The 12,614-nt window shown below is 74.6% G+C and carries 13 protein-coding genes and 1 tRNA gene; 5 read left to right on the top strand and 9 right to left on the bottom strand.

Annotated elements, in window-relative coordinates; all coding sequences use genetic code 11:
• Window positions 1-14: 14 nt before the first annotated feature.
• From ACLQ22_RS23470 to ACLQ22_RS23460, 3 genes are all read left to right on the top strand, one after another.
• Window positions 15-773, top strand: coding sequence for a lysophospholipid acyltransferase family protein (locus ACLQ22_RS23470; RefSeq protein ID WP_425694212.1), 759 nt, complete (start codon window positions 15-17; stop codon window positions 771-773).
• A gap of 147 nt (window positions 774-920) precedes the next feature.
• Window positions 921-1,529 (top strand): isochorismatase family protein, encoded by a 609-nt coding sequence (locus ACLQ22_RS23465; RefSeq protein WP_425694211.1) that lies wholly within the window; start codon window positions 921-923, stop codon window positions 1,527-1,529.
• A 4-nt stretch (window positions 1,530-1,533) separates the two neighbouring features.
• Entirely contained in the window at window positions 1,534-2,514 is a 981-nt protein-coding gene (locus ACLQ22_RS23460) for a GlxA family transcriptional regulator (protein WP_425694210.1), read from the top strand.
• Here the strand turns inward: ACLQ22_RS23460 and ACLQ22_RS23455 are convergent.
• From ACLQ22_RS23455 to ACLQ22_RS23430, 6 genes are all read right to left on the bottom strand, one after another.
• Window positions 2,396-3,121: a hypothetical protein gene (locus tag ACLQ22_RS23455; RefSeq protein ID WP_425694209.1), complete on the bottom strand. Its 726-nt coding sequence runs from the start codon at window positions 3,119-3,121 to the stop codon at window positions 2,396-2,398. The genes ACLQ22_RS23460 and ACLQ22_RS23455 overlap by 119 nt on opposite strands.
• A 73-nt stretch (window positions 3,122-3,194) precedes the next feature.
• The gene (locus ACLQ22_RS23450) at window positions 3,195-3,908 is read right to left on the bottom strand and encodes a response regulator (protein WP_425694208.1); all 714 of its coding nucleotides are present in this window, start codon (window positions 3,906-3,908) and stop codon (window positions 3,195-3,197) included.
• Window positions 3,881-5,056 (bottom strand): hypothetical protein, encoded by a 1,176-nt coding sequence (locus ACLQ22_RS23445; protein WP_425694207.1) that lies wholly within the window; start codon window positions 5,054-5,056, stop codon window positions 3,881-3,883. The genes ACLQ22_RS23450 and ACLQ22_RS23445 overlap by 28 nt, the downstream gene beginning before the upstream one ends.
• Window positions 5,046-6,224, bottom strand: a complete 1,179-nt coding sequence (locus ACLQ22_RS23440; protein WP_425694206.1) for a sensor histidine kinase — start codon at window positions 6,222-6,224, stop codon at window positions 5,046-5,048. The genes ACLQ22_RS23445 and ACLQ22_RS23440 overlap by 11 nt, the downstream gene beginning before the upstream one ends.
• Window positions 6,225-6,420: 196 nt before the next feature.
• Window positions 6,421-7,314: a septum formation family protein gene (locus ACLQ22_RS23435; protein WP_425694205.1), complete on the bottom strand. Its 894-nt coding sequence runs from the start codon at window positions 7,312-7,314 to the stop codon at window positions 6,421-6,423.
• Window positions 7,315-7,398: 84 nt separating this feature from the next.
• Window positions 7,399-7,956, bottom strand: a complete 558-nt coding sequence (locus ACLQ22_RS23430) for a DinB family protein (protein WP_425694204.1) — start codon at window positions 7,954-7,956, stop codon at window positions 7,399-7,401.
• Window positions 7,957-8,051: 95 nt separating this feature from the next.
• On the opposite strand from ACLQ22_RS23430, the gene ACLQ22_RS23425 reads away from it, so the two are divergent.
• Entirely contained in the window at window positions 8,052-8,654 is a 603-nt protein-coding gene (locus ACLQ22_RS23425) for a hypothetical protein (RefSeq protein WP_425694203.1), read from the top strand.
• A 313-nt stretch (window positions 8,655-8,967) separates the two neighbouring features.
• Here ACLQ22_RS23425 and ACLQ22_RS23420 read toward each other — a convergent pair whose 3' ends face one another.
• Window positions 8,968-10,335 carry a DUF7507 domain-containing protein gene (locus ACLQ22_RS23420; protein ID WP_425694202.1) on the bottom strand — a complete coding sequence of 456 codons (1,368 nt, stop codon included), beginning with the start codon at window positions 10,333-10,335 and terminating at the stop codon, window positions 8,968-8,970.
• A 198-nt stretch (window positions 10,336-10,533) separates the two neighbouring features.
• A tRNA-Arg gene (locus tag ACLQ22_RS23415) sits at window positions 10,534-10,606 on the bottom strand.
• A 164-nt stretch (window positions 10,607-10,770) separates the two neighbouring features.
• Between ACLQ22_RS23415 and ACLQ22_RS23410 the strand changes: the two genes are divergently transcribed.
• Window positions 10,771-11,472, top strand: a complete 702-nt coding sequence (locus ACLQ22_RS23410) for a hypothetical protein (protein WP_425694201.1) — start codon at window positions 10,771-10,773, stop codon at window positions 11,470-11,472.
• 98 nt (window positions 11,473-11,570) lie between these two features.
• Here ACLQ22_RS23410 and ACLQ22_RS23405 read toward each other — a convergent pair whose 3' ends face one another.
• Window positions 11,571-12,608 (bottom strand): alpha/beta hydrolase, encoded by a 1,038-nt coding sequence (locus ACLQ22_RS23405; protein WP_425694200.1) that lies wholly within the window; start codon window positions 12,606-12,608, stop codon window positions 11,571-11,573.
• Between the last annotated feature and the right edge of the window lie 6 nt (window positions 12,609-12,614).

The following is a 12,614-nucleotide window of genomic DNA, read 5'->3' as shown; positions in this document are numbered from 1 at the left end:
GGTAAGTTCGCGCCATGCCGGAACTCGTGTACCCGCCCGTGATCGCCGCCGCCAAGACGATGTTCCGGGTCCTCGACCTGAAGATCACCATCGAGGGCGCCCACCACGTGCCGCGTACGGGCGGGGCGGTGCTGGCCAGCAACCACGTCAGCTACCTCGACTTCATCTTCTGTGGGCTGGGCGCGAATCCGGCGAAGCGGCTGGTGCGGTTCATGGCCAAGAAGTCCGTCTTCACGCACAAGGTGTCCGGCCCGCTGATGCGGGGCATGCGGCACATCCCGGTGGACCGGCGGGCGGGCGCCGGGTCGTACGCGACGGCGGTCAGCGCACTGAAGCGCGGTGAGGTGGTCGGCGTCTTCCCGGAGGCGACGATCAGCCGGTCGTTCACGGTCAAGTCGCTCAAGAGCGGGACGACCCGGATGGCGTCCGAGGCCGGTGTGCCGGTGCTGCCGGTCGCAATCTGGGGCACCCAGCGGCTCTGGACCAAGGGCCGACCGCGCACCTTGACCCGCCGGCACACCCCGATCACGATCCTGATCGGCGAGCCGATGGACCCGGCGGCCTACCCGGACGCCAACGCGATGACCGTCGACCTGAAGGAGCGGCTGACCGCGCTGGTCGACCGGGCCCAGCGGGAGTACCCCGACGCCCCCGCCGGCCCCGACGACACCTGGTGGCTCCCGGCGCACCTGGGCGGCACCGCGCCCACGCTGGAGGAGGCCGCCGACCTGGAGGTCCGCCGCCGGGCCGCCGCGGTCGACCCCGACGCCTGAGAAGGGTTCCCCGATCGACCCGACGCCCGACGGGGGGTTCCCCGGCCGGCGGGCCGGTCGGCGGGGGCCCCAGGGTGGCCGGATCGTTCCGCAGCGGGGCGGGATGGTGCCTGCCGCGCCGGCGCGTACCCGGCGAGGATTCAACCCATGAGCAGATCAGCACTCGTCGTCATCGACGTCCAGGAGTCCTTCCGCCGCCGCCCCAGCTGGGCGTACGCCTCCAATCCCGGAATCGTCGGCCAGGTGGACCGGCTCGTCGCCGCCGCCCGGGGGCGCGGCGAGCTGGTCGTCTGGGTCCTGCACGCCGAGCCGGGCACCGGCGGGGTCTTCGATCCGGCCAACGGGCACGTCCGCCTGATCGAGGGGCTGTCGCCCGCCCCGGGGGAACCCACGCTGGTGAAGACGTCGCACAACGCCTTCACCACCACCAACCTCCAGCAGCTGCTGACGACGGCGGGCGTCGGCGAGATCACCGTCTGCGGCATCCGCACCGAACAGTGCGTCGAGACCACCGCCCGGGTCGGCTGCGACCTCGGCTACGAGGTGACCTTCGTGACGGACGCGACGGTGACCTTCCCGACCCCGCACCGGGACCTGCCGGCCACGGCCACGCAGGAGGAGATCCTCGCCGACCCGCGCACCCTGTCGAACGAGGAGATGACCGCCCGCACCGAGTACGCCCTCGCCGGCCGGTTCGCCACCATCCGCACCGTGGCCGAGGTGACCGGGGCGGTTCCGGCCGGCGCGCGGGCCTGAGCCGATGCCCCGGGTCGTCTTCCTGCTCGTCCCGCAGCTGCACCTGCTGGACCTCGCCGGCCCGGCCCAGGTGTTCTCCGCCGCCGCCGACCTCGGCCACGACTACCGGCTGCACTACGTCGCCGACCGGGAGGTCGTGCCGACCGTGCAGGGCGTACCGCTGGTGGCCGGGCTCCGGTGGCCCGAGCTGACCCGCGACGACCTGGTGGTCGTACCCGGATGGCGGCTGCGCGCGCACGGACCGCAGGGGCCGGTCAGGCCGGACGACCTGCGGCGGCTAGCCGACCACCACGCCGGCGGCGGCACCGTCGCCAGCGTCTGCGCCGGCGCGTACGCCCTCGGCCGGGCCGGCCTGCTCGACGGCCGCCGCTGCACCACCCACCACGACGTGCAGGACGAGCTGGCCCGCCGGTTCCCGGCGGCGCGGGTGGTCCGCGACGTGCTCTACGTGGTCGACGAGCGGGTGGTCACCTCCGCCGGCATCGCCAGCGGCATGGATGTGGCGCTGCACCTGGTGGCCACCCGGCACGGGCCGGCGGTGGCGGCGCGGATCGCCCGCACCCTCGTCCTGCACTCCCGGCGCAACGGTCACGAGCCGCAGGCCGGCGCCCTGCTGCGGCACCGGTCCCACCTCTCCGACGCCGTGCACCGGGTGCAGGACCTGATCGACCGCCGGTTCGCCGAGCCGCTGCCGCTGGCCGACCTCGCCTGCGTCGGCGGGGTGGCCGAGCGGACGCTGACCCGGCTGTTCCGGCAGGCCACCGGGCTGACCCCGCTCGGCTACCAGCAGCTGCTGCGGGTGGAACGCGCCGAGCACCTCATCGGGCACGGCGCCACCGTGGAGGGGGCCGCCCGTACCGTCGGCTTCACCGATGCCCGGATGCTGCGCCGGCTGCGGGCCCGTGCCACCCACGGTCGGAGCGTCCCGGTCGGTAGTAGTCGTCCCGGGAGTGGAACTCGACCGGCAGCGACCCGGGCAGGGTGATCCGGGCCTCGCCGGCGCCCGGCCCCGACCCGGCCCGCACCGCCAGCACGTCCCGCTCGGGCGGCGACAGGTCCACCAGCTCGGGGTGGGCCAGCCGGAACCCGGCCACCGCCCGGCGCACCCGGCGGGTCAGCTCGACGACCTCCCCGGCGGGGCCGGTGAGGCCGAGGGCCGGCTGCTGGATGGTGCGCAGCGCGTCGCAGACCACCAGCAGGCGGGCGTGCTCCGCGGGCCCCGCCGCCCGCAGCTCCAGGCGGGACGGCCACTGCCAGCGGATCTGACCGCTGATCAGACCCGGCAGCCGGACGCCCCGGCGGTGCCGCGCGCCGTCACCGGCCCCGTCGACCAGGGCGAGCTGCGGCCCGCCGCCGATGTACGCGATCCGCCGGTCGGTGACGGTCACCGCCACCGGCTCGGGCAGCGTCCACCGCCGCCGGGCCTCCGTCGGGCCGAGCAGGTGCCCCGACGCGTGCAGCCGGTGCCGGGCGAGCACCCGCTCACCGGCCTCGACGACCAGCTCGTGCCGCCGGTCCAGCGCCGGGGCCACGTCGTCGTCCGCGTCGAAGCGGTGCGGGGCGATGAAGAAGGGGGACGCGTCATCGTGCATCGTCATGACCTCCGGTGCCGACGGCATCTCACTACGAGCGTCGCCGACCCCCGGCCGGCTGTCATGACGCCCGTTAGGGGGTCGGCCGGTCGTAGGAAGCCTGTGACCGATAGATGCCGATCTCCTCCGGCCGGACTAGGCCGTCCTCGATCGCCCGGGCGAGCAGCGCCGCCTTGGTGGCGGCCGGTCGCCCCGCTCGGGTGTACTTGATCCGCGCCCGGTCGACGTACTGCTTGACGGTGTGCTCGCTGATCCGCATCCGACGGGCCACCGACGCCTTCGACATCGACTGGAACCACAGCAGCAGCGCCTCACGTTCCTTGTCGGACAGGGCGGGCCGGTCCGGGCGGGGGTCACCCACGATCGCCCCGGCGAGCGCCGGCGGCACGTACGGGCGGTCGCTGGCGGCGGCCAGCACGGTGGCCACGCAGTGTTCCCGCCCCTCGTGCTTGGCCAGGAACGCGACCGCCCCGGCGTCCAGGGCGGCGAGGATCGTCTGCGGGTCGGTGTGCTCCGAGTAGACCACCACCCGCCGACCGGCCGCGCTCAGCTCGGCGAGCTTGTCGAGGGCCATCCGCCCGTGCAGCCGCAGGTCGAGCAGGACCACGTCGGCGTCGGGGGCGGCCCGCAGCACGGCGTCCGGGTCGTCGCCGGTCGCCAGCACCGTCAGCCGGGGCTCGGCGGCCAGCCAGACGCGGACCCCCTCGATGACGACCGGGTGGTCGTCCACGATCGCCACGCCGACCGGTCGACCGCCGGTCACCCCCGCCACCGGGTCTGCGCCCATCTGATCTCCCCGTCCCGCTCGTAGAGGTACTCCACCCGCCCGTCGTCGCCCGGCGGTCCGGCGGTGTCGGGACCAGGCCGGTCGGGCGTGACCAGGCTGACCACCACCTCGTCGGGCCCGGCGACCACGGTCAGCCGGGCCCAGCCCCGGGCGTCGGCCAGGAGCGCGGTGAGCGGGTCCGCCAGCCGGCGGCGCACCTGCACCGGCAGGGGCGGCGGGTCGCCGATCGTCACCAGGTCGATCGGCAGCCCGTTGCGGTCCGCCAGGTCGGCGGCGGCCCGCAGCTCGTGCAGCAGCGGGTCGGGCACGTCGTCGGACTCGGCGATGAGCCGGCGCAGCCGGGCGGCGGCCAGCACCGCCCGCCGCTGCACGTCCGGGTCGGCCGGGTCCGCCCGACCCTCGGCCAGCTCCGCGAGCACCTCCTCGGCGGCACCGCTGACCAGCGTCAGGCGGGCGCGCCGTTCCCGCCGGGCCCGTTCGGCGGCGTCCCGTTCGGCCTCCGCCGCGTGGGCGGCCGCCGCCGCGCCGGCCCGCTGCCGGGCCAGCCGCGCGATCGCCGTGCCGCCCACGAAGACCGCCACCTGAAGGGTCGACGTGGCGTAGACGGACATGGCGTACCGGGCCAGGTCGGCGGGGGCGGTCGCGCCGTGGCCGAGCACCCCGGCCAGCGCGATCAGCGCGTGGACGCCCAGCGTCGCGACCAGCCCGGAGGCCCGCCGCCCCCACAGCACCATGACGAAGAACCAGCCGAGGGTGCCCCACACCCAGTTCGCGGCGGTGAAGAGGTGCCGCTCACCGGCCGCCGCGAACACCACCGCGTCGACCACCAGCAGCAGCGCGGCCAGCGGCCAGGCCGGCAGGCGCGCGCCGCGCAGCAGCCGCAGGCCGGCCAGCACCCCGATCGCCGCCGCGAGCAGCCAGCCGGCGAGGACCACCGTCGGCGCGGCCAGCTCCGCCCACGCACTCAGCACCGCGGGCAGCGCGATCGCCGTGTGCCAGGCCAGCGCGATGACCACCGCCACGATCCGGGCGCCGCCGTCGGAGGCGGCGGCCACCGCCGCCGCCGGGTCCACCGGGGACCGGCCCGCGTCCGACGTACGCGCCGCCGGCACCGCCGTCGCCGGAACCGGCGTCGTTTCAGTCGACACCGGACCACTCCAACCGGATCCGGGTGCCGGCGCCGGGGCGCGAGTCGATCTCGGCGCTCCCCCCGACGGAGGACATCCGGCCGCGTACCGACTCGCGTAGCCCGTACCGGTGCGCGGGAACGGCCGCCGGGTCGAAACCCGGACCGTCGTCGGCGAGCTCGACCACGACGGTCTCGGCGACCCGGCTCAGCCGCAGCGCGGCGGACGCGCCCGGCGCGTGCCGGAGCACGTTGGACAGCGCCGCGTACGTGCTCTCCGCGAGCGCCTCCGCGACCGGGGCGGGCACGACGCACGGCGCCAGCTCGGTGGTGACCGGCAGTTCGGGCAGCCGGGCGCGCACCGCCCGCAGCCGCCCGTCCAGCGGCACCGGCCCCTCCTCGGGCGCGGACCGCGCGTCGGCCAGCGCGGTGAGGGTACGCAGCTCGGCGGCGCACCGGTCGCGCAGCGCGGCGGACGGGCCGGCGACCGCGCCCAGCCCGACCATCGTCAGGGTGGCCAGCACCGTGTCGTGCAGATCCCGGTTCTGCCGCCGCTCCGCGTCCCGCGCGGTCCGGGCGACCAGCGCCTCCCGGGTGAGCCGCTGGTGCGCCACGAAGGCGTCGTCGGCCCGACCGATGCGCCGCCGCATGATGGCGGTGATCAGCGCGCCGCAGGCCGTCTGCACCAGCAGCGTCACCGCGTGCGCGGCGGCCTCGTCGGGCTGGCCGGCGGCGTGCGCGCCGGTCGCGTAGGCCGCCGTCACCAGCAGCCCCGCCGGAACCGACCAACCGATGGGGGCGTTGGCCTGCGCGTTGAGGACCGTGGTGCTGGCCAGCACCGCGATCCAGCTCACCTCGCCGGGCAGCACCTCCGGGGCGACCAGCACCGGCATCGCCAGGCAGGCGGCGGCGGTCAGCGCCACGTCGCCGAGCACCATCGGGCGGCCGATGCCGTGGCGCAGCGCGCGGAACGCGTACCAGACCGACCAGGCGGTCAGGGCCGCGACGGCCGGAACCAGCAGCGTCGGCTCGACGGGCGGGGTGCGCACCGACAGGGCGACCACCGCGCCGACCAGGCCGCAGGCCAGGCGCAGCAGCGCCGGCAGGCGGGTGAAGATCAGAGTGAACGCGCCGCCGGCCGGAGTGTCCAGCGTGGTGGGCGACGTGGTCGGGGCGGCAACGGCCGGCATCGGGAAAGAGGGTCCTTCTGCGACAACGACCCGATCCGGGCCAAAAAGGGGGGATCGACGCCGGAGAATAGCACGAGTAACCGCCCGCGATCACCCTCGGTGCCTGCCGTGTCGCCGGTCGGTCAGCCCTTCCCGGTGCGGATCCGGACCGCCGACGAAACGGTGACCCGCCCGCACCGCCCCCGCGGACGCCCGGTCAGTTGATCGGCAGGACCTTCGTGCCGCCGCCCGCGATCGAGCGGGTCAGCTTCTTGCCGCTGGACCAGTACCAGCAGCGCACCCCCCGGTCGCCGCGCGCCCACGCCTCCTCGGACGGGAACCGGTACGTGCTGCCCGTGCGGTAACGGAGCATGCCGTCGACCGGCACCTTCGCGTAGCGGGCGATGACCGGCCGGCACTTCGCGTGGACGGCGTCCTCGTCCTTCGTCGCGTCGTCGTAGGACACGTCGGGCGCGGTCCAGACGCCCACGTACTCGAAGCGGTGGACCTTCGTGCACGGCACCGCGAGCAGGTTCGACCACTCGTCCTCCTCGGCGCAGCCGTACCGCAGCGGGGTGGCCGCCTTCAGCACGCCACGGAGGCTGCCCGCCCGGTTGACCGGCCGGTCGTTGTCGCCGTTGGCGCCGCTCACCGCGTCGAGCTCGAACAGGTCGCACCGGTACCACCGGCTGCCGCCCGTCCAGCCGGCCGGCGACGTGGGCGCCACCTGCACCGACAGCCGGGCGTCGCGCCACTCGCCGCGGACGAACTCCTTGGCCTTGGTGTCGCACTCGGCGAACGCGGACCGCATCGCCGCCGACCCGACGCGGGGCGGGATCGGGCGGGCGGCCAGGTCGCCGTTGAACGTGCCGATGTGGAACGTCTCGACCAGGTGCGCCTTCGCGCAGTCGACCGGCTGGTGACTGGTGAGGTAGGCGGTCGGCTCGGCGACCACGTGACACTCGCCGGCCTGCGGCGCGAACTGGCGGGCCTCGGCCACGGGCCGCCAGTCATCGGTCAGGTCCCCGTCGGTGCCGGCCGGCGTGCCGCACCCGCTCACCGCCGCCGCGACCAGCGCGGCCGAAGCCGTGACGCCCAGCCAGCGTCGCATGTGGTCCTCCCATGCCCCGTGACAACCGGCGCAGCATATGGCACCCGGGGTCGGACCGGATGCCCGCGGGGCGCGCCGCCGAGGTCAGCCGAGCCGCAGGTGCAGGTCGCGCAGCAGCGCCACCTCGGCGAGGTGGTGGATGGCCTCCCGGTTGATGTGCAGCACGAGCGTCGCCAGCGACCGGTCCGCGTAGGGCCCCTCCGCCGGGCCGCACGGCCGGGCCAGGCCGTCGAGGCCCAGGCCGCGCACCCCGGCGACCCAGCGGTCGTACGCCTCGTCGAGCTGCGCCAGCGCCGCGTCGGCGGTGCCGGCGTACGCGAAGGAGCCGTAGTCCACGGGGGGACCGCCGAAGTGGGCGGCGACGCGGGCGCCGAACACCCCCACGACGAGGTGCCCGAGCCGCCAGGCGATCGTGGTGACGGGCGCGGGCTCGGGCTGCGGCATCGCGAAGTCGATCAGGTGGTCGCCCTGCCCGACCGCCGTCGGGGCGGTGCTGCGCCCGCGCGGCCGCACGCCCCAGGCGCCCGGGACGGGCTCCCAGTGGTATTCGGCGTCGGTCAACCCGTCGAGGCGCGGGCGGGCCTGTAGGCGCCAGTGCCAGTCGAGCTGTTCGAGCAGCTCACCGTTCCAGTCGACGTCCATGCCCCGACGCTACGCCGTGCCTCCGACGTACCGCCGACTTTGGACCCTGGTGCTACCTTCACGCCATCGCCGCCGCACCGAGCCGGGAGCCGATCGTGCAGAAGAGGTACGTGGGCCTGCTCGCCGTCGTCGTGGCGACGGCGTGCCTCGCCGTCGTCGGCACCCTCGGCGGCTGGTACCTGGCCGACCGCACCGCGTCCGGGCCGGTCGACCCCACCACGTCCGGGCCGGTCGCCGCCACCACTGCCGCTGCCACCACTGGCGGCCCTTCGGCGGGCTCTCCGGCCACCGGCTCGTCGCCGTCGCCGTCGCCGTCGCAGCCCGCAGCCCGGACGTACCCGCTCGACCAGTCGGTCTACCGCCAGGCGGGCCTGACCGTCACGCTGGTCAGCGCGGAGGTCACCGGCGGCAAGCTGCGGCTGAACCTCACGTACCGCAACGGCTCGCCCGTCGCGTGGCCGGTGAGCTGCCCGACGGCCGAGGTGGACCGCACCTCCTCGCGGGTCGTCCTGCCAAACGGCCGGACCGTGCGTCCCGAGTCCACCTGGTGCACCACGACGCGGCCCGACGAGTCCTTCAGCATCGCGCCGGGCGAGCGGGTGGACAGCTGGGGCCTGTTCCCGGTGGCCCCGGAGAGCGGGTCGTCCTTCGCACTGACCTGGTACGACTTCCCGGCCCTCGACGTCCGGCTCCGCTGACCGTCCCCGTCGCGCCGTGGCCACGGGCTGCGGTGCCCGGCGCACGATCGACGACCCGGAGTGCGCCACGGCAGCCGGGCGCCCGGCAGGCCCGGGCGACCGGGCACGGCCGGCACGGGCACTGTGAGTTCAGTGACCGTGCCGGCCGGCAGGTGACATCTCTGGTCACCCGGATCGCCGTCGGTGGTGGACCCACCGGTGGCGGCCGCGCGGGTTGCGGCGGCGAGACAGAGGCGCTCGCCCACCTACCCGCGCGCTCGTGCTGACGGTGGCACTCCGGGCCGGATGCGATGCCTGGAATCCGTTGTACGGGTCAGGCCTGAGTCGCCCTGCGGCGCAGTCGGCTGGCTCCGACCAGGAGAGCGCCCGCGGCCAGCAGGCCGCCACCCAGCGAGAGTGCCTGGGCGGAGTCGACGCCGGTGACCGGCAGGTGGGGCTTGCCGTCCTTGCCGTGCTTGCCGTCCCAGTCGTCCTTGTCCTTGTCGTGCTTGCGGGGGTCGAACTTGCCGTGCCGGATGCAGACGGTGACGGTGGCCGGGTCGGATGTCACGGTCGCGCCGTCGTACCTGCCGGTCGCCCGGGCGGTGTTGACCACCTTGCCCTTCTTGACGTCGGCCGCGGTCACCACGTGCGGGTTGACGGCGTGGCAGTCGGTGCTCGTACCCGGTGCCAGGGTGGTGTTGTTGCAGACCACCGGGCCGGCGGTCGGGTCGTTGACCGCGACGTTGGTGATGGTGACGGTGCCGGTGTTGGCCACCCGGTAGGTGTAGAAGATCTTGTCGCCCTTGGCCGCGAAGCCGTCCTTCTCGCACTTGTCGCGGCACTCCGACTCGACCCGGGCCTTCTTGTCGATCGACAGGCTGGCCTGCGCCTCCTGGGTGGTGACGGTGAAGGTGGCGTTGTTGGACGGCACCAACTGCTGGCCGAGGAACCCGGTCGCCTGGGCGGTGTTGACGATCTTGCCGTTGGCCACGTCGGCCTTGGTGACGGTGTACGTGCCGGTGCAGGTGGTGCTCGCCCCCGGCGCGAGCGAGGTGGCCTGGCAGGTGATGCCGCTGACCGTGTTGTCGCTGACGGTGATGTTGGTGATCGGGTTGGCCGTGCCGGTGCTCTGGTTCGTCACCGTGTACGTGTAGGTGACCTTGTCACCGGCCTGGAGACCGCTGGTCGGCGTGCCGGTCTTGGTCAGGGTCAGCTTCGGGTTCACCTCGGGGTTCGAAGCGGCGCAGGTGTGGCTGAGCACGAAGAAGTCGCCGGTTCCGGAGATGACCGCCGAGGCGCCGGTCAGCGTCCAACCAGCCGGGAGCCTGATCCAGGCCTTGCTGGTGCCCATGTCGTTGACGATGGCGCTGTTGGGATCGGTCGGGATCGTCCGGGTGACGGCGCCGCCGGGCGTGCTGAACGTCGCCGTGACCGACTGGAACGTGCCGCTGGTCTGCGGGTTGCCCGGCAGGTTGAACACCCAGACGTCCTCGTTCGCGTAGGGCCCGCCGCCCAGGTTGGGATTGCAGTTCTGAGTGGACTGGGCCGCCGTCGTCGGCACGTTGCCTGGATTGATGTTGATGGTCTCCGCTGCCAGGGCCGGCGAGCCGCCCAGCAGCAGGGCGCCGGCCAGCAACGCGAAGGCGGCCAGCCGCGCGCAGAGGCGGGCCGGTCCGTACGTGGTAGAGGTTCTGCTCATGTAATCCCCCGTGCGTTGATCGTTGACAACGTTGGCAACGAGGGGTAAGGGGATACGTCACGTCGAGCGGAGAGGAATCCCCCACTAGGGGTATTGCCAGGTGGCGGCCTCAGCTGCACGCGGTTCGGAAAGTGCGCGCCAGCCATCCACGTCCAGCCGGCTTGACGGAATTCGCGTCCCGGCCGAGAGAAGTATCTGTGCGCCCGGCAGGATTCGAACCTGCGGCCTTGGGATTAGAAGTCCCCTGCTCTATCCGCTGAGCTACGGGCGCGCGCGTGCGTGTCGCGCGAGAAGGGTACCGCCGCCCACCGGGTGACCGGTGGAACGGGTGGTCGCGTGCCACGTCGCGAACCAGGGTCGCACGCGCCTCCGGCGCCGGTCACCCGGGTTCCGGTGTCCGCGCGGCCGGTACGCGGCGGGTCGTACCCTCGGCTGGTGCTGCTTGACCCGGAGATCGAGAACGACGTCGCGTACGAGTTGTGCCAGCTCCTCGGCCGCGCGATCCTGCCCGTCCGCCGGACCGACGCCGGGACGGGGGACGGCGACCGGGGCGAGGGCACCGCGTTCCTCTTCACCGGACAGGGGTCCGAGTACCTGCTGACCGCTGACGCGCTCACGCGAGCCGGGGCGGGTGAGATCGGGCTGCGGGCGAGCGTGACCGAGCCGGCCGGGGTGGCCGCCGACGCCGTGGCCCTGCCCGACCTGGCCGACCGGTGGCGGCACCACGAGGATCTCGGCGTCGCCGTCATGCCCACCGTCGGCCTGCACGAGCACGCCGCGGGGGAGGGCTGGCGGTGGCGTACCCAACAGGTGCCGGATGCGATCGCGGCCGATCGGGACGCGATCGCCCGGATCGGCGCGGAGCCGGGTTCCGCCGTCGTGCTCGCCCACGGCGTCGGCGCGGGCGACGCCCGGCCGCTGGAGGTGGCGATCGAGCGGGTGGCGCGGGTGGGCGACGCCGTCCGGCTCACGGCGGAGCTGCCGGCCGGCTACGTGGGCGCGCCGGTGTTCGGCGTGCAGGCCGGCGGCGACGGCGAGCCGGGGCTGCGGTGCCTGGGCCTGGTGCTGCCGGCCCGCGACGGCGGCCACCCGCTGGCGACCTTCGACCGCATCCGCGAGGCCGTCGACGCGCCGTGAGTCGAGGGCGGCCCGGCGCGGTCGGCGGTGAATGGGCGGCCGGCGGCGGACGGCGCGGTCGGCGATCGGTGGCGCGCGGGGCTGTCAGCGGGCGGCGTTCAGCCGCCCTGCGTGGGGGCACCCGCCGGGTCGGCCTCGTCCGCCGGCTGCCGGCTCGCCGGTGGGCGCTCCCCGGCGCGGACCGTCGGCCCGGCGTCGAAGAACGCGTCGGCCCAGCGCCCGACCTCCTGGAAGACCTTCTCCCGTACGGCGGTGCCGGAGAGCGTGAGGTCGTGCATGCCGCCGTCGAAGCGCGCCACGGTGACGTGCCGGCCGAGGCGGGGCGCCCAGCGGACCATGTGCTCGACGTCCAGGACGGCGTCGGCGAGGGCGGCCGACTCGTGCCACTTCGTGCCCTTGAACGAGCGGGTCGAGCAGGCCAGCAGCACCGGCACCTGGATGTCCAGGCCGGCGCGTAGCTGCCGCTGGGCGGTGCGGACGGCGTTCAGCCAGCCGGCCCGGACGGGGAATCCGGCGAGCGGCTTCCAGGTCAGGTCGTAGTTCCACTCGCCGTGGTGTTCGGCGTGGATACTCTCGCTGTAGACCGTGCCCAGCCCGAACGGCAGCACCCGGCGCGGCGCCCGGCGGCCCAGCCGGCCGACGGCGGCGGCGAGCGGCCGGCGCACCAGCCACGGGGCGTTGATGTCGAAGAAGGGGCTGTTCAGGAAGAGCCCGTCGATGATCCCGGCGTCGCGGCGGGCGTGCGCCCAGAGCGGCATGATCAGCCCGCCGGTCGAGTGGCCCATCGCGAGCAGCGTGTCGTGCCCGTCGTCCTCGCGGATGATCCTCGCGGCGGCGTCCAGCTCGGGGAAGTAGTCGCTGAGGTCGCGGCAGAAGTTCGGCGTCTGGTGGGGCCGCAGGCTGCGTCCGTACTTGCGCAGGTCGAGGGCGTAGAAGTCCCAGCCCCGCTCGGCGAAGAAGTCGCCGAGGTGGCCCTGGAAGAAGTAGTCGGTGAAGCCGTGCACGTAGAGCACGGCCCGCCCCGTCGGGCGGTCGGCCCGGCGACGGACCAGGGTGGCGACCACCGGTCCCTCGTCGTCGGTGCCCAGGTCGATGGTCTGCCGCTCGTACGGCGGGCCCAGCACGTCCGGTTCCACGACCGC

The sequence above is a fragment of the Micromonospora sp. DT178 genome, from assembly GCF_049841695.1.
Taxonomy (GTDB): Bacteria; Actinomycetota; Actinomycetes; order Mycobacteriales; family Micromonosporaceae; genus Micromonospora.
This window is presented reverse-complemented; position numbering and strand designations above follow the sequence as displayed.